This is a genomic window from Microcoleus sp. S13_C5 (assembly GCF_036700845.1).
Lineage (GTDB): Bacteria > Cyanobacteriota > Cyanobacteriia > Cyanobacteriales > Microcoleaceae > Microcoleus.
Genome location: NZ_JAUBPR010000089.1, coordinates 1 through 18,122 on the forward strand (window position 1 = coordinate 1; position 18,122 = coordinate 18,122).

At 44.5% G+C, this 18,122-nt stretch carries 10 protein-coding genes and 1 other RNA gene; 3 read left to right on the forward strand and 8 right to left on the reverse strand.

Annotated elements, in window-relative coordinates; genetic code table 11:
• Window positions 1-251 precede the first annotated feature (251 nt).
• A complete protein-coding gene (locus tag QUA04_RS20730) occupies window positions 252-2,483 on the reverse strand; it encodes a polysaccharide biosynthesis tyrosine autokinase (protein ID WP_333260046.1) in 2,232 nt (743 codons plus the stop codon).
• A gap of 21 nt (window positions 2,484-2,504) precedes the next feature.
• Entirely contained in the window at window positions 2,505-3,935 is a 1,431-nt protein-coding gene (locus QUA04_RS20735) for an SLBB domain-containing protein (RefSeq protein ID WP_333260048.1), read from the reverse strand.
• Window positions 3,936-3,968: 33 nt separating this feature from the next.
• On the opposite strand from QUA04_RS20735, the gene QUA04_RS20740 reads away from it, so the two are divergent.
• Window positions 3,969-5,324, forward strand: a complete 1,356-nt coding sequence (locus QUA04_RS20740) for an O-antigen ligase family protein (protein WP_333260051.1) — start codon at window positions 3,969-3,971, stop codon at window positions 5,322-5,324.
• Window positions 5,325-5,445: 121 nt separating this feature from the next.
• Here QUA04_RS20740 and QUA04_RS20745 read toward each other — a convergent pair whose 3' ends face one another.
• A complete protein-coding gene (locus tag QUA04_RS20745) occupies window positions 5,446-7,611 on the reverse strand; it encodes an ATP-binding protein (RefSeq protein WP_333260054.1) in 2,166 nt (721 codons plus the stop codon).
• A 162-nt stretch (window positions 7,612-7,773) separates the two neighbouring features.
• Window positions 7,774-9,054, reverse strand: a complete 1,281-nt coding sequence (purD, locus tag QUA04_RS20750; RefSeq protein ID WP_333260057.1) for a phosphoribosylamine--glycine ligase — start codon at window positions 9,052-9,054, stop codon at window positions 7,774-7,776.
• Window positions 9,055-9,392: 338 nt separating this feature from the next.
• Between purD and QUA04_RS20755 the strand changes: the two genes are divergently transcribed.
• The gene (locus QUA04_RS20755) at window positions 9,393-10,655 is read left to right on the forward strand and encodes a 5-(carboxyamino)imidazole ribonucleotide synthase (protein WP_333260060.1); all 1,263 of its coding nucleotides are present in this window, start codon (window positions 9,393-9,395) and stop codon (window positions 10,653-10,655) included.
• Between the two features lie 50 nt (window positions 10,656-10,705).
• A non-coding RNA gene (gene ssrS / locus QUA04_RS20760) (6S RNA) lies at window positions 10,706-10,892 on the forward strand.
• A gap of 338 nt (window positions 10,893-11,230) precedes the next feature.
• Here the strand turns inward: ssrS and QUA04_RS20765 are convergent.
• From QUA04_RS20765 to QUA04_RS20780, 4 genes are all read right to left on the reverse strand, one after another.
• Complete coding sequence (locus QUA04_RS20765) at window positions 11,231-12,331, reverse strand: M24 family metallopeptidase (RefSeq protein WP_333260062.1); 1,101 nt, start codon at window positions 12,329-12,331, stop codon at window positions 11,231-11,233.
• Between the two features lie 119 nt (window positions 12,332-12,450).
• Window positions 12,451-13,536, reverse strand: a complete 1,086-nt coding sequence (galT, locus tag QUA04_RS20770) for a galactose-1-phosphate uridylyltransferase (protein ID WP_333260065.1) — start codon at window positions 13,534-13,536, stop codon at window positions 12,451-12,453.
• A 224-nt stretch (window positions 13,537-13,760) separates the two neighbouring features.
• Window positions 13,761-15,440, reverse strand: a complete 1,680-nt coding sequence (locus QUA04_RS20775; protein ID WP_333260103.1) for an AarF/ABC1/UbiB kinase family protein — start codon at window positions 15,438-15,440, stop codon at window positions 13,761-13,763.
• Window positions 15,441-15,882: 442 nt separating this feature from the next.
• A complete protein-coding gene (locus tag QUA04_RS20780; RefSeq protein ID WP_333260068.1) occupies window positions 15,883-18,099 on the reverse strand; it encodes an ATP-binding protein in 2,217 nt (738 codons plus the stop codon).
• Window positions 18,100-18,122 lie beyond the last annotated feature (23 nt).

An 18,122-nucleotide genomic window follows, 5' to 3' on the forward strand; every position in this document is an offset into this window, starting at 1 on the left:
CGGCAATCGTTTGGGAGTTTTGTGTTTCCGAATCTATCTTCCTTTCCTTCTGCTTGAATATCTGCGGAATGTGGGTTTAAACTGTGAACTAAAATTTGATAAAGTTATTGTGGGGTGGGCCAGAAAGCCCGCACAAAAAATACGATTTAGATGCACAACAGCTTATCTAGTAAGTTAATACCTCTCGCCAATCAAAAATCTCAAATTGTCTTACTTCTTCCTTTCGCTATCTAACTCCCTTTTAGCATTCGTTATTTGACCCCATTAGCTACTACTCCCAATACTTTAAAATCGGCTACCTTTAGTTGATCTAAAGCTTTATTTACCAGGCCGCGATCGGTTTTTTCTATTTTTACTATCAGCACTGTACCATCAGTTTGAGAGGCGAGTAAATGACCATCTGCTAAACCAATTAAAGGTGGTGTGTCGTAAATAACTAAATCAAATAAAGCTAGGAATTGTTCCATTAAATAGTGCATCTTTCTAGAAGAAAGTAATTTAATTGGATCAGGGGGAATAGTACCCGCAGTGAGGACAAAAAGATTGTCATCGTCGGGTAATCGCTGAATAGCCTCATTTAAGCTTAAATCCGAAGTTAAAACATTACTTAAACCTTTCATATTTGATAAGCCAAGGTATGTGTGCAGTTGAGGTAAACGCATATTAGCATCCACTAATAATACTCGTTTACCAACAGCAGAAGCAGTTTTAGCTAAATAAAGTGCTACAGTTGACTTACCCTCACCTTTAGTAGTCGAAGTGATGGTTAGAGAACTTATTGGCTGTTCAGAATTTAATAATTGAATATTTGTGTATAAGTAGTGAAATGCCTCGATCACAGGAAAATCTTTGGAATTTGAAACTATTATTCGTTTTAAGCTTGCACTGTTAGTATTTGAAGTTACGCTAGTGAATTGAGCAGGAACACTTTCACCTCTACGAGATTTAATTTTCATCGCTTTGGCGATCGGAATGACTCCCAAAAGAGGGCGTTTAGTTGCTGATTTAATTTCTTCTGGAGTATGGAAAACAGTATCTAAAACTTCTACTAGGAAACCTATTGCAATGCCTAGTAAAGTGCTAATAACGATCGCGATCGCTAGCTGGCGACGGGTTGGTTTTTGTGTTACTGGGTTGAGTTCACCATTTTCGTCTGTGACTAACTGTGGTTTAGATATAATTTGCCAAGAGCCATCAATTTGACCAGCATCTAGTTGTAAAGTTTTTTGTTTTTCGAGGAACAGTTTGAGAGCATCTTTAGCTAGTTCTAGTTTTAATTGTATGTCATCATAGCGATGTTGAGCTTGGGGCAGTTGAGTGATTTTTGCTTGCAGTAAATTTTGGCTATTAGTTATCACTTGCTCGCGAGCTTCCAACTGTTTTAGTTGTGATTGCATCTGCAAGAGGACAGTATCAGCTTCTCTTTTCATTAAATCACGCAAACCTTGCTGCTTTTCCCGCAAAGATTGAATGGGAAGGCTATTTTCATAAAATTGAGTAGAGCTTAAAGCTAATTGCGACTCTATTTCATTTACTTTACTAATTAAATTTTCATAAGATTTGGGGCTAATATCAACAATCCAACGATTATCGCCCGTTAACGATCTTTTTTTGTAGCTTTCATATTGAAGCCTACTTTCTGCCAGTTGTCCTTGCACTTCTAGGCGACGATTAGTTAAAATATCTAGCTGATCGGATAGGCTGCGGCTGCGTAGTTCTGGTTGATTAAAGTTATACTGCACCCTTAAACTTTGTAATTCTTGTTGCAATTTATCTACTCTCTGCTGAAGTGGCGGCATTTGTCGAGCGATAAAATCAAGACTTTGTTTGCTAACTTTTAAACGCTCTTTGCCCATATATTCTAGGTAATATTTGGCAGTTTCATCTAGCACATATTTGATCCGCTTGGGATCTCGATCGCGGTAGGTAATATCTAGGAGCTTAGTACCACCCTGCTTCCCATCTCGCAAGAAAGTAACACGTTGGATACTCAAGCGGTTATTGAGATTTTTATAATCAAAATTTGGATATTTTGTTTGCAACTTATTAACTAATGGTAGTAAAACTTCGGGGCTTTTTAAAACCCGTGATAAACTTTGATAATCCACCGAAGAACTTTCTTCCCCTGATGATTTAATTTTGTTCAAGTCTGTGATACCTAAACTATTGTTTTGAGCTTGGACTAAGAGCTTTGATAGCCGATCGTCAGTCGTAAGGGGTTCTGCTAAAACTGTAAATTTTCCTTCATATTCAGTAATAGATTTTTTGGCAGCCCTCAACACGAAACTACCGCTTAAAGTAGCTATGCTGGCAGCTACTATGCCCATCACTAGAAGGCGACGTTTGACGACAGCTAGTACCCAATTCATATCAAGAACTTGGTCATCTTCTGCTGGCGTACTAGCTAGGTAATTAGCGGAGGGAACAGACAAATATTGACCATTAAGGTCATTCTTGAGGGAAGACAACTGTTTTTTATCCATAGCAAAAATGTTATTTAATTCCTAATTTCCGAATAGTCGGAGTAGCTCTATGAGTCGGGTAGGAACCAGAATTCCACCAATAATATTATTAACGGGTGAGAGAACAGTGTTAATGTTGTCCACCAAGATAGCAGTCCTCGAACGTGCCACTATAATTATGTCATTATCTTGAATCAGTGGGTTGCTTTGAGCGTCGATTCCTTGATTCAAATTAATTGGTACTTCCGATCGGGATATAGTGCCATTGGGATTCAGCCTGATCAGTTCCACATATCTAGAGTTAGCGCGATTTTCTCGGAAACCCCCCGCACTCATAATTGCTTGATTTAAGGTAGTATTAGGAGGTAATTTGAGTCCACCCGGAGTATTGACTTCTCCGATAACACTCACTTGCACAGTCCCGGGAGCAAAGCTCGCAGTAGCTAGAACAGAAACTTCTCCGGGGTCGATTGCCGTCGCTGTCGGCACAAAGATGATATCCCCTTCTTGTAGTATAGTATCTTGAGAGGTATCTTGTTCTTGCAAATATTGCCAGAGGTTAATAGTTCTAATTTGTTGTCTGCCACTTCTAGTATAACGTTGGAGTTGGATTTGGCGAATATCGGCGATTGATGTGATTCCTCCAGCTAGTTGTAGAGCACGGATAATTGTCGGCTGTCCGTTGGTTCTTTGACCATTTTGGGTATCACCACCAATGGCTACATATCTACCGGGACGCTTCACCTCTCCGAATACGGACACAGTACGGGGTTGCTCTGCTGGTATAGAAAAATTAGATTCACTAACTTGATTTGTTTCCGCTAAATTAATTGTTTCTTGAGGGGGAACCAAGATTTGATCTCCATCTCGCAACGTGATATCTTGGCTGGTCTGACCAGTTTGTAAATAATCCCACAGATTATAAGTGATAGTTATTTCTTTGTTAGCCGTGAGCCGACGCCGGACAATTACTCGTCGAATATCAGCGCTAGCTCGAGTACCCCCAGCTTTTTCTAAAGCTTGAGGAAGGGTGGGAAACTGAATTGATGGTCTAGTTCCACCTCCATTAGCTAGAGGTAATAAGTAGGAGCCGGGACGACTTACTTCACCAGATAACCAAATATTGAGCGGGCGGGCAGCTTGTAAGCTGATTGTAACTAAAGGTCTTTTTACGACCTGACCATAAGCTTTAGTGATAACTTTGGCTGCCTGTTCTAAAGTTAATCCTTGAAGGGAAACACTACCAATAATCGGGATTTGAATAGCTCCCCCAGCAGGAATTTGATACTCTCCACTAAGCTGGGGCAGATCGTAGATATCAATTCTAATATTGTCTCCACCACCTAAATAGTAGTCAGTATTAATACTTGTTGCGGGGGCTGGCGACTGAGCGAGGTTGGTTTGAGGGTAGGAGAGAGTGAGTAGCAGCGCCAGCAGTGGCAGTTGTACAGCAGGAAAAGTAAGCCATTTCATAGGTAGTAACAAATTTATGATAGAGGTAAAGCCATGAAAGATATTTTAAGGGTGCCGATGTTTGCGTTGATGCTATTGTGTTTAACGCTTATCGTCTTTGTAACTATTTATATTCTAGTCGCACGCCATCCGAAATTGGGGGCCACATTAGAAAAGATTTTTGTGGGGATACTTTTTTTTACCATGACTGGTGGATCAGGTATCACAGCCATGCCCTTTACCAAACTCCATCCTAACGTTTTTTACAACTTAGAAACTACACCCCCAACGATTATTGGTCAAATTGCCATTTATGGTGCGATGATATTAATGTTATTTCCCCGCTTAACTAAAACAACCCAGAAAACAGTTTCTGTAGTCCTTAAATGGATAGCAGGAGACATTTTTTTAGGTGGGTTTTTATTGATCATGACTTTATCGGGCTTGTGGTCACAAACTCCGGAAATTACTTTTAGGGCTATTTTTGCTATTTGGGCAATAACACTGGTTTCTATTTATGTAGGTAAAGTTTATAGTTGGTTGGAAATTTATGGATTATTGAGATGGCTAAGTGGTTTATTAGCTTTATGGGTAATTGTGAAAACAAATCCCGCAGCGGATGGTTGTTGGACTGGAGTTTTCGGCCATAAAAACCCTTTTTCTTTTCAAATGGCTAATACAGCTTCTTTATGGATTTTATATGCTTTTAAGGAGCGCAAGTATCGATATTTATCATTTTTTATTATTTTAATAGCTTTAGTAGGATTGCAAAAAGGTTGTAGTGGTGCTAGTCGGATTTTGACAGTGGTATTAATCAGTTTGTGGAGTTATTTAGCCCTCTTAAAAAGATTACCTGTAAAATGGGCTTTTCTCTGCTTTATCTTATTTTTGCTCGGTAGTATAGGTATAAGTATTTTGGTGTTAAATAATTTAGAGGCTATTATTGTGGATGGCTTGAAAAAAGATATGACTTTAACCGGTAGAACCGATTTTTGGCCTTTAATTATTAATCGAATTAATGAAAATAATCCCATATTTGGTTATGGACTAAAAGGATTTTGGCAGCCTTGGCGTGGCTTGGAAAATCCCGCTTACGGAATTTTAGTAGCTAAAACTGGTTTTGTGCCACCCCACTCTCACAATGGTTTTCTTGATATACTTTGCGAACTGGGTTGGGCCGGATTATTGTTGTTTATTGGGTCATTTTTTAATAATATATTTAGAGGTATAAAGTACCTAGTGAAAGGAAATTTTCCAGAGTCAGGTTTGCCTTTGTATTTGTTAACATTTATGCTAATGACTAATTTGACAGAGGGGGGATTATTTGGGGTTGGTACTTATTGGTGTTGGTATGTAGTTTTATCGGTAAAATTGAGCTTAGATAGCACAGCTAAGGATAATCTACACTGATGATGTCAGCCTTGGGTCAGGCCTATTAGGAGAATCTTTAAACAGAATAGGCATATACCGGACTTCTTAAAGAAGTTGGGGGGTTTAAAACCGATCGCATTTTACGTTTAATTAAGTCGGCTTACTTAATATGACTCGCAATGGTTTCACTCTCCACCGTTGCTTCCACTGACCAAGAATTTTCCATCTCTACTGTTTGTTTCGGCTGATAAACTGCCAAGTCGAACCAGAAAGTTGTACCCACATTAACTTCGCTAACTAAATTAATTTTAGTGTGGTGTTTGTCAATAATGTTTCTGACAATAGAAAGACCTAATCCCGTTCCTTCTAAAGTGTGTACTCGGTTTTCTACCCGGAAAAAGCGATCGAATATTGCTTGTTGGTCTTCAGGATCTATGCCAATTCCCGTATCAGAAATTTCAATCCGCACTACCGGAAAATGTTTGGCATCCGCTGACAAGTTGTGGTTGACGGATTGACCGTCTTTGTGGGTGGGCGCCTCCGACTCTAGCAAATACGCTCGAATTGTCACCTTGCCGCCGGACTGAGTAAATTTTAAGGCATTTCCTACTAAATTTGCAAATACTTGCAGTAACAAATCGTAATGACCTAAAGCAGGTGGCAAATACGGGTCAACTTCTTGCTCTAATTCAATGCCTTTATCCTTAGCATTTAACTGATAAGTCCGCAGGGTTTGTTCCACAGCTTGCGGGAGGTCAACAGCCTCCAAGTGATAAACGCGGCAGGATTCCAGTCGCGACAAGTCTAACACGTCGTTAACTAAACGAGTTAGTCGATCGGTTTCTCGATTGGCAATTTCTAGGAATTCCCTGCGCTCGCTTTCTAGAAGGTCTTCTCCGTACTCGTGGAGAGTCTCGATAAAAGATTTGATATTAAATAAAGGTGTTCTCAATTCGTGAGAAACATTGCTGATAAAATTGCTTTTAGCCTCATTGAGTTCTACTTCCCGAGTGATATCCTGCACTGTCATTGCAATGCCTTTGAGACTTTCTCGGTAATTTCCGGAACCTTGATGCTTGGAGGTTTGCTCGTAGAAAGTACACTCTACAGCTACCGGGCGTTGTGGTTCGGTACAGGTATCTTCCTCATGGCGGATGCAGCTTTTGCACAGCGGTTCTGCCCCGGGCGCTTTGTGCAGAATGACTGTAGTTAAAACAATCCGAATTGTACGGTTAACTGGTTCGCTCATAGAGATGCGAAATTCGCCGCCTTCGCGATCGCCTGCAGCAATTTCCTGCAAAGGTCTCGCCAACTCCTGCTGCACTTCCGAAGGCAAAATGTTCAGAACATTTACTCCGAGAGCTTTTTTGCCTTCCCATCCAAAAATCCGCATCCCCGTCGGATTAACTAAAATCACCTGCAAATTTGCGTCTAATAAAACCGCGCCATCAGCAATCGTTGATACCAAAGTTTCTAACTTAGCTTTTTCCGCTGTCAGCTCTTCAATATTTTGTTCTTCATAACTTTCTAGTTTCTGGGCCATTTCATTAAAACTGCCGATCAACTCGCCTAATTCTCCCCCTAAAGGCAGGTCAACTCGCTGTTTAAAATTCCCGCTGGCAATATTTTTGACCCCGAAGACTAATTGTTTGATCGGCTGAGTAATTGTCAGGGCATTAAATACAGCTCCCAAAATTACCATCACCCAAATAGTGACAAATACTGCTAAAGTGACATCCCTAGTTAGATTTGAAGAGATAACTGCTGCAGGATTTGGGTTAATGCCGATCGCCAAAACTCCCAAATATTTGTCTTCATGAATTAACGGCACAAATACATCGGTAACTTCTCCATCTGGCGTCAAATGCTGCCGCACCAAAGGCAAAGAAGTTAAATTTCTCGCCTCAATATCAGCGAGAAAATTATCGGGAAGTTTGATCTGGCGGCGCAGCGTCAGGGAAGTCTCCACCTCCGATTCCGAAAATGGTATCCCCAGGAAAATATCTCCCGCTTCGTCTGCATAAAGCATATAGCGGACGCTGGAGGTGCTGCTGTAAAATTGGCGGGAAAAGCGGGCTACTTCGGAGCGATCGTTTTTGGCAATCAGCGGCGCCACATTTGCCGCCAACAGCAGGCCGAGGTCTCGGCCGTAACGAGTATCGTTAAGTCGGGCGTCTTGCTGGATAGTATTCACGGCCCAGAATGTCAGGCCACTCATAATTAACGACACTACGAGGGTAGCACCGGCCATCAGGCGGGTCTGGAGGGTAAAATCCGACCACCAGCGGGCAATAATTTCTCCGATTTTGTTTAGTATGGCCAGCATTTCACCAGTTCAATATTAAAAGCAAGATCAATTCCGTTGGCTCCCGATCGAATTTTCTGCTGCGACTTGTCCGCTACCGCCACCGCAGAGATACCAAACTTCATTGTTACATTTCTACATTGAGATTGCTTGGCTTTCGGATGGCGGCCGATGTCGCAATTCCTAATTTTTATCGCCCAGAGCTCGGCGACCGATGTCCCGACGGCAGTAGACCCCTTCAAATTGGATACAATCAACTGCTGCATAAGCTTTGGAGATAGCTTGTTCCAAAGTTTCTCCCGTCGCGGTGACACCCAAAACCCGGCCGCCGTCGCTCACCAACTGCTGCTGCTTCAACTGGGTGCCGGCGTGAAACACTTCTGCTCCTTTGGCTTCAGCTTCCTCGATACCTGTAATAACTTTGCCTTTTTGATAACTTCCAGGATAGCCCCCAGAAGCCAAAACTACGCAAACAGAGGCCCCCGACTTCCAGCGAATAGAATATTCACCGAGACGCTGCTGACAGCAGGCCAGCACCAAATCTTCCAAAGGAGTTTCCAGCAGCGACAAAACCGCTTGAGTTTCGGGATCTCCGAAACGGCAGTTGAATTCTAAGACTGTGGGCTCTCCTTCGGGGGTAATCATTAAACCTGCATAGAGTACACCCCGGTAGTCGATTTTGCGTTTTTGCAGTGCTGCGAGGGTGGGTTCGAGAATTTCTTCTTGAATCCTTTCCATGAGTTCCGGGGTGACAATGGGCGCTGGGGCGTAGGCTCCCATACCGCCGGTGTTGGCTCCCTTGTCGCCTTCGCCGATCGCTTTGTGGTCTTGGGCCGGCAGCAACGGTTCAACTGTGATGCCGTCGGTGAGGGCGAGAATCGAGACTTCTTGACCTGTTAAGAATTCTTCGACAACGACTCGGATGTTGTCGGTGCCGAATTCGCCTCGGAAAATGGTGTTGATGGCGCTGTGAGCCATTTTGACGGTGGTGGCAACGGTGACTCCTTTGCCTGATGCGAGTCCGTCAGCTTTGATGACTATTGGGGTTCCTTGTTCCAGAACGTATGCTTTTGCTGCTTCTGCGTCTGTAAATACGGCAGCTTTGGGTGTTGGGATGCCTGCTTCGAGCATCAATTCTTTGGCCCAGGATTTGCTCGATTCAATTTGGGCGCCGGCTTTGGTGGGGCCGAAAATCATCATTTTTCGCTGTTGGAAATAGTCGGCGATGCCTAGCGATAGGGGCAATTCGGGACCGACGATGACTAATCCGATGTTGTTGACCATCACAAAGCGTTCGATGCCTTGGAAGTCGTCGATGTTGAGCGACAGATTTTGACAGCCTGGGGTGGTAGCTGTGCCGCCGTTGCCCGGTACGCAGAATACTTGTTTAATCCGCGTAGATTCTAGCAGTTTTTTTGCGATCGCGTGTTCGCGACCTCCGTTTCCCACAACTAAAACTTTCACAGTATCCTCACCTATAAATTTTGTTCCCTGAATGTCTGATTTTCAGTGTTGGCATCTGTCTATCTGCTTTTTGCAGTGCTGTCAATTATGCCATGCTTGGCGCTAGGCAATTGCTAGATGTGGCACTTTTCTGGAGGAGTGGGCTTCGACTGCTGTTTCTCAATGGCTGGGAGCGTGCAATAATTAAAGACTTTAGCTGCCCAATTTTTATGGGTTCTGCCTCGATTTAATCATGCAATTAAAACTCTTTTCTGGCTTTTAACTCTGCAATTACTGTAATTGAGCCCGGGCAAAATAGCGATAAGATAGGCAGGTTGACTTTGCGGAATTTTACTCACATGAAATCAAATCAAACCGCTGCGAGTTCGTCTGCCAAATTTAAGCGGGTGGGCGTTGTCGGCGGCGGCCAGCTAGCTTCGATGATGGGGGATGCTGCTAGGGCGCTAGGTATTGAATTGGTAGTGCAAACTCCCCATGCTACTGATCCGGCAGTTTCTGTTGCTGCTGATGCTGTTTTGGCTGCTGTTGATGATGTTTTGGCTACGGCTCAATTGGCGGATGGCTGCGATGTTATTACTTTTGAAAATGAGTTTGTGGATTTGGATGGTTTGCGGCCGCTAGAACAGCAAGGTGTGTTATTTCAGCCGAGTTTGTCGTCGCTTTCTCCTTTGTTGGATAAGTACGTTCAACGCTGTTATTTACAAGGTTTAGGTTTGCCAACTCCGAGGTTTTGGGAATGGGATTGCAGCGAGGATTTGCCCCCAGAATTGTTGAAGGCGGTGGCGATCGACTTTCCGGCAATTTCTGTTTCCGACAGCGTGCAGATGCAAGGAGACTCGAATGCTGGATCGATCGACTTTCCCTTTGTCGTCAAAGTTCGCCGCCACGGTTATGACGGCCAAGGTACTTTTATTGTTAATGATCCGGGGAGTTTTGAGTCAATTCGTGCTAAACTCGAAGGTCAGTCTTTGCTAGTGGAAGAGTTTGTGCCGTTCGATCGCGAGTTGGCTGTGATTGCAGCTCGATCGGCAACTGGCGAAATTGCGATTTATCCGATAGTGGAAACTCAGCAGCAAAATCAGGTTTGTCATCTGGTGATTGCGCCCGCTGATATTAGTTTAGATGTGAAAACTGAAGCTTGTGCGATCGCCCGCACTCTCCTCAACAGTTTGCAAGCTGTCGGCGTATTCGGCATTGAATTATTTTTAACCGCCGATAATAAGCTGTTAGTCAATGAAATTGCACCGCGCACTCACAACTCGGGACATTTTACCATCGATGCCTGTGAAACTTCACAATTTGAACAGCATTTGCGCGCAGTTTGTCAACTACCTTTAGGCAATTCGGCTTTGAAATGTGCAGGCGCTGTCATGGTAAATTTGCTCGGCTACGAGTCGGCCGAGTCCGATTATTTAGCAAAAAGACAACAACTGGCACAAATTAGCGGTGCTTTTGTACATTGGTATGGTAAGAAATTATCGCGTCCCGGCCGCAAACTCGGTCACGTCACAGTTGTGCTCGACGCGGACTTGGTAGCTCAGGGGCGATCGTCAGCAGAGGATCTCGCTCAAACCGTAGAATCCATCTGGTATCCAAGTTAAATTGCTCGAAGGTTGCCAAAATCGGGTTAGTTGGTATATATTAAATAAAGGTTCTACTGCGACGTTGGTGACTGCCAATAATGTTTTTTTGATCTATAACTCTTAACTCTAGGGAATCAAGATGTTCGCGCAGCAGTAAACTGGGCTTGTACCCAGAAACTTTAAGCACGGGCCACGGTACCCACCTGGTAAAATACCAGGTCAAAAGCTGAGGTAAGACGGCGTTGCGGGGAGCCATTAAAATTCTAATTGAGATAGGCGCTGTGAAATATGGCTAGCCTATTTTTTTTTTGAGATAAACGCCTTTACTCATACTACATCTTCAAGTTTTGCCTCAACTCCTCTAGGCAGGGCTATTTCATTCTAAATAATGCCTGAGGAATGATATCGTTGCCGATTGCATCGGAAGGAATAATAAAATCGAGTCAACAGTCAACACTTAACAATCATTCAGTTTTTACACTGACAGTCAATTGTGAGCAATCATGAGGAGTGCAACCGGAATTGGTATCACTTGTCGATCGCGCCTGAGATAAAAATAGAGCGATAAGTTAAATTGACTACGGTCGATCGTTTCATAATATTTCCAGCGGTACTGGCCGTAACCTTCCCGCTACTTCTACACTCGGCCAATTCGGATCAAAAGTCAAATTTTCCAACGTTCCATCGCTGTGAATTAAAAACGTATCCTCAATTTTTGCTCCCGACAAACTCGGATTCCAAGCCACAGCCATATTTTCTGCCAAAATATCTGAAGTAGCCGGATTCGCCACAATTTCCCGCGCCAAATATCCGGTAGTTCCGCCTTGATGGTGTTCCGCAATTGCTTGAGGATATCCGTGCTCTTCGTAAGCAGTTTTAAGCGTATCATAAACCGCATTCAGCGTTACTCCCGGCTGACACAAATTTAGCGCCGCTGCTTCAATTTCCCTGACTTGTCGGTGCAACTCTGAATGCTTTTCCCCAAGAAAGTCAAAACTGACAAATCTGGTTAAATTTGCATACAAACCCCATCCCCTCGCGCAAAATACTAACATTGCTTGTCGTCCAATTTGTTCGGCGGTTGCTGTGGCGTGGCGGTACAGCGGCAAACGCCTTTCTCCAGCAACTAAGGTAAGTGCTGGATGCAAACCTCTCGCCCACAATGCCTCTGCACCGGCTCCCGCTAGCTGATATTCTGTCCATGTTGGTTTGGCTGCAGAAAGTACCTCTGTCATCGCTTCGCTGGCTAAACGCCCCACTCGCCGGTATCGCTCTAATTCGCTTGACATCATTGTCTGTTTGCGGGATTGTAAAGATGCGATTATTGGCATTTCTTGGGAATTTGGTCGATCGCTCATGACGTTACCGCCACCAGTAATTTTTTTGACGAAAGCTTCGCGCTGTGCAACATCCGCCCAAGGATAGATGTACATTTGAAAGTTGGCTGGCAATTCCTCGTCTTGCAAGCGTTGAGCTTCGATTTCATCGGTGAGAACCCAAGCTGTTTCGGCGGTGATTAAAAGTTCTGCTACTCCGGTTTCTGCGGTTAGCAATACTGTATGGGAACCGCCGGCTGTGGCCCAGGCAAACCAGTCTGTACCGCGCAAGCGAAGGGCGATCGCTTTTGTTTCGGTTAAGGCTTGGCGGATGAATTCGAGTTTGAAATCGACTTCTGGGTTTAATGAGTTTATCATCTGCTTTCTTGCATCTAAATTATATTTTTAGGGCGGGCGGGACGCCCACCCCACGAAGAAGGAAGAAAATCAATTATTTGAGTCAGCATTTCCTCAATCTAAAATCTAAAATCTAAAATCTAAAATAGATTGACAGATACAGCTTGCAATTCTTTAGCTTTTTCTTCGGGTAAAGCGTCGTTGGCAAACATTCCGGCGGCGAGTTCGGTTCCTGCTAGGTATTTTAGCCGATCGCTCGATCGATAGGGCGGATAAAATTGGGCGTGCAAATGCGCTTCTGGATGGGGTTTCCCGTCTGTGGGCCCTTGAAACCAAGCCATCAAATAAGGAAACGGGCGATGCCACAAACCGTCATATTTGAGGGTGACTGTTTTTAAGGCCTTAGCGAGTGATTGCCGCTGTTTTTCCGTCAAATCCATAAATGTAGCAGCGGGGGCGATCGGGGCAATCCACACTTCGTAAGGGTAGCGGGCACAAGCGGGGACAAAGGCGATCGCCTCTTCGTCTAAATAAATAATTCGCTGTTTGTCAGAAATCTCTTTTTGAATCAAATCTTGCAGCAAACCGCTACTGTTTTTTTGATAGTAAACCGATTGACATTCTAACATCCGTGCCGGCACCGGTGGCACGAACGGATAAGCGTAAATTTGACCGTGGGGATGGTGCAAAGTTACTCCGACTTCGACGCCTCGATTTTCAAAGGGCAAGACGTATTGAATTTCGGGATTGCTGCCAATAACTGAAGTGCGATCGGCCCATACTTCTAACAGCAATTCCAAGTGAGATAACTCCAAAGAACCCAAGGAAGACAGCGGATCTTGAGTGAAAACAACGACTTCGCAAATGCCTTTGGCGGGCAAAGTTTCTACAATATTTGCAGGTGGGTTTTTTGCTTGCAAAGTCATCGAGGGAAAGCGATTGTCAAACACTGCTACATCGTAATCTCCCGGCGGCAATTCTGTCGGAAACTTAGGGTTAATTGTAGCTGCTAGCGGGTTGTATTCCGGCGGCGGCATGAAAGTTCTTCCCTGACGGTGGCTGGCGTATGCTACCCATTCCCCCCGCAAAGGATGCCAGCGAAAGTGAGGGTTTGCCTCTACGGGTTCATTGCTGGGACTTACGGCCGCGATACCTTCTGGGATTGGGTAGCGGCTGTACAGTGTGAGTGGGCGGCCGTCTGGTTTTAGCAATTTTTGGGCGTACATTTTTTGTAGGGGCGGGCGATCGCGTTTAATATATGTTAGGAGTATAACTTCGTGCTTTGAGACTCCGCCCCTACCTAAAGTCGCACATTATGTTAACAAGTTGAGTTTGCAGTACCAACGTCAGCCTACCGTCTGCTATTGTGGAACGGGCCGGAGAGCCAGGCTCTGGATTCAATTTAAATGCGTAGCAGCTTACGATCGCAATTCCCAATTACCCAGTATATTTATCGATCGACCATTCGATCGAGCTTTTCCTTAACCAACAAATCTAACAAAAAGCGCAACACAAACAAGCCACCGAATCCCGAAACCGCAAAAGCTGCGATCGCCCCCGTTTGATATCCGCCCACTAGCAGCACTGCACCCGACAAAAACACAAAACCGGTCAGACAAGCAAAAATTAGAGTTTTTAGGGCTAAATTAATGCGTTTCAAGGCTCTTTCGCTCTCGATATTTCGCACTCTAATTTGCAGTTCGCCCTCTTCTATTCGCTGCTCCAAACGCTTGATAAAAACTTGCGATTTGCTCGGCTGCCGTAACTTATATGTAATAAAACTTCGGGCTTGCCTTGCCAATTCTCCGATCGCATTTCCCCGCCCCTTGCTCACCGCAATACTCTTGACAAAAGGCTGAGCGGATGCTATGAAATTGTACTCAGGGTCGAGAGTTCTAGCAATGCCGTCGAGAGTCGTCACCGACTTGATAATAAACATCATTTCTGCCGGCAAGCGAAACGGTTGCTGCTCGAACATGATATAAAGTTCGTTCTTAATTTCATTAAAAGCTTGAAAGTCGATCGGCTTATCAATAAACTTATCCAACAGAAAAGCAATCAGTCGGCGCACCGGCATCATATCCGGCATCGGCTCAACCAAGCCGATCGTAATTAAAGTATTGAGTACCTCGTCAGTATCCTTTCTCATCACAGCAAAAAAAGTCTTGACCATTTGGTCTTTAGCCAGAGACTTCACCTCAGCCATCATCCCAAAATCATAAAAAATTAAGCTACCATCTTCTGTCACCGCCAAATTTCCCGGATGCGGGTCAGCTTGAAAAAAACCGTCAATTAACAACTGTTTCAAATAACAGCAAATTCCCAGTTGATTGAGCTTCACAATATCCACTCCAATCGCCTCTAAACTAATGCGGTCGTCCACCTTAATACCTGGTGCGTATTCTAGAGTGAGCACTTTTTTAGTCGTGTATTGCCAGTAGACTTTCGGGACAATAACTTGAGGATATTCTCGAAAATTATGGCTAAAGCGATCGGAATTTTTACCTTCTTGCACGTAGTCAATTTCTTGATATAAAATCTTAAAAAACTCGTGATAAATAGATTCCAGGTCATATTTGCGCGTCCCAGGCAAATAGCGATCGCAAAAACGCATCACTTGGCGCACCGCCTTCACATCCAAATCAAATAAACTTTCCAAACCCGGACGCTGCACCTTCACAATCACATCTTCCCCGGTGTGCAGCCTCGCTTTGTGCACCTGTCCCAGACTCGCAGCAGCGATCGGCGACGGGTCAAAATCTCGGTACAAAGCATAAATATCCTTGCCTAACTCTGATTCTACAAGCGCGATCGCCTCTTCCGAACTAAACTGAGGAACCCGATCTTGCAACTGTTCGAGTTCCTTCACATACTCAAGTGGCAGCAAATCCGCCCGAGTCGAGAGAGACTGCCCGATTTTAATAAAAGTCGGGCCTAAATTCAGCAAAGTATTGACCAACCAATGAGCACGAATTCTTCTAGTATGAGGCGAATTATTTTGCAGCAGTGCGTCCCACCACAAAAAAAACATAAACTTTCCCGCCGCTGCAAAAATGTCTATTTGCCGTGCCAGTGGCGAATATTTAGAACGTTGCCAACGCAGGGTTTTAGGTGCAGCTTTTGTGAGCATAATATTGGCGATCGAATTCCATGCACCGTGACAATTTTTAGGGGACAATCCAGGACGCAGAAACCGGCTTGTACGAAAAGACGGGTTGCAGGCCTTTGAAACAGTTAAAAAACTCAGTTTCTTTGGTCTATACTGCGTAATATCATCTCCGACTATACAATTATAATTAAGTTCCTAGTAAGTAATGCAAGTCCTGATTAATTCATAAATAGAGGACAGTCGTACTCACTACAAACACGCGCTAATTATATGCCCATAACCAGACATAATATAAGTCCTTGGGAAAATCAGTAATCGAGAACCGGCAATTTAGACGGCAACGAGACCAACAATTCAAAACAGAGGACTTGGTAGCATTTACGACATTTCCAAATCTGCCTCTTCTGGCCAGTCTTCTCGTTTCGCCTGTTCGCTGCCAATTCCCAGCAGCTTCTCAACCGAACTATTCTTCTACATTACAGAGTTCCGCTGCAAATTGCGGCAGAGTCAGAGTAAAAGATGTGCGCCACAAATTGTCAGCTTCTGAACTTTCTGCCGGACAGCTAGACACATCAATAGTACCATTCAAGTGCTGCACTAAACACTTTACCAGAGCCAGACCCAAACCCGTACCAGCGATAGCTTGGTCAGTAATGCCAGTGCCGCGACGGAACTTGTCAAAGATGTGGGGCAAATCAGCAGCAGAAATGCCGGGTCCGAAATTAGAAATGCTCAGGACAATATAGCCTGCTGCCTCAGACGCCTCCAAAACTACCGCCGTTCCAGAAGCAGAGTATTTTCCAGCATTCGTCAGCAGTTCCAGCAGCACCCTATTGAGAATGTCCGGGTCAGTTTCCCAGCAAGGGGTCAACTTGGGCAAATCCACCTTCAGAGTCAATTGTTTATCCGCCCACTGTTTTTCAAAATCCCTAACTAAATCTTGAAATAAACGGTTGAGATCGATTTTGATTAGAGAAATCGGGACTTGCTGAGGCTCAAACTGCTTGAGGGCCAGCAAATCGTTAACCAGAGCAGTTTCCTTAGAACACTGCTGTTCTAGAATGTCGAGATACTTAGTCCGATTCGCTGACGGCAGTTCAGCTTGTTTGAGCATCAGAATTGCCAACTTCATGATTGTTAAAGGGGTACGCAACTCGTGACTCAGAGTGCTGAGAAACTCATCTTTAATAACCTTCAATTTCCGCATTTGCTCTAGCTGATTGGCAGATTGTTCGTACAGTTTCCCCTGCACGTCGAGGCTTTGTTGCAACTGAGAGGTTCTGTCGAAGACTACGGTTTGCAATTCCTTAACCGTCTGAGTTTGGATAATCATCTTGCTCGCTTGAGCGCTGACTGATTCGAGAACTTCTAATTCTTCCGGGCTCCAAACGCGCGGCTCGGAGTGCTGCAAAACCAAGAAACCCAAAACTGTTTCCTGACGGCTACCGCCCGTGAGGGGAACCAGCAGCAAGCCACGAATGCCTTGGAGTTTCAAAATTTCTGTGGCTGCCTCTTGTTCTTTGCCGATTAATGCGCCTGCGTCAGCGAGGGCGAGGGGTTTGGGTGCCTTGTGGAATGCTTGATGGCACAAATTAGATTCTGACAGCCAAAAAGCGGGAGAGTTATTTGGTTTTGAGTTGGGGATTTTGGATAGGGAATTAGCAGTTTTATCCTTGTTTTTTGTTTTGGACGTTGAGCTTTTTTTTCCGGCAGCGCTTTGTACTATTGGCTGTTTGTTTGGAGCTTTTTTGACAACGGATTCGCAAACTAATTCGACTTTTGCTTTGGGAGTTTGATTGGGGGAGCGAGTTGTAAATAGAGGATCTGTATATTTCAATAGGAGGATTTGACCTCTATCTACTTCCAGGGTATCGACGGTATTTTCAATAACTTGCTGCAATATTTGATCGACTTCTGAATTTGTGTCGATCGAGGCAGCAACTGACATGAGTAGATTTTTGTATTTAGCTTGTCGCTGTAACTGTTCGTTTAAGCTGGCAATTTCTTGAGTTTTTTGAATGTGAGAAATCGCGCTGCCGATCGCGTCTGATGCTGCTTCAAGGCGCTGCCGATCGGCTACGGACCACTCGTTAGGTTGCGACTTACCAACAATCATCATGCCATTTACAGCCCCTCCAAATCGCGCAGGCCCTGCCAAAATTGCCCGAAAAGGCAGCGCAGTCACAGGGGAATTGGGCGATGAAGCTGCTGGACTATCCAGATAGTCGGATATCGCCACTATCTCGCCGTTTGCTAGCACGTCTGCCCAAAGGGGATGTTCGAGTGATATGCTAGGCGGTTTTAATCTTGTGGTTTGGGGGTATTCCGGTGTTTCAGTGCAATCGGCAACCTCGGCGAAATCGCTGCTATTTTGCCAGTAAGCATTCGGATGTACTACTTTTTGGTCAACCACAGCAGCAACAAAACAGAAATCTGCCCCCCATGCAACCCCCAAAGTAGTGGCTATTTGCTGCAGCAGGATTTCTCGATCAAAGCTGGTGGCGAGAATTTGGCAAATTTGTCGCCCTAGAAGGGCAGGATCGGCCTGGTACTGCATAAGACGATCCAGAAATTTTTGGACTGATAGTGGTTCTGCGATTTGCGGTAAATGCAAAGTGCAAGACTCTGACAGCGATCGGTCGATCGAAGTAAACTCTTGATTTCCCTGGCGATCGATCATGGCAACCAAGCCTTTATTCTAAG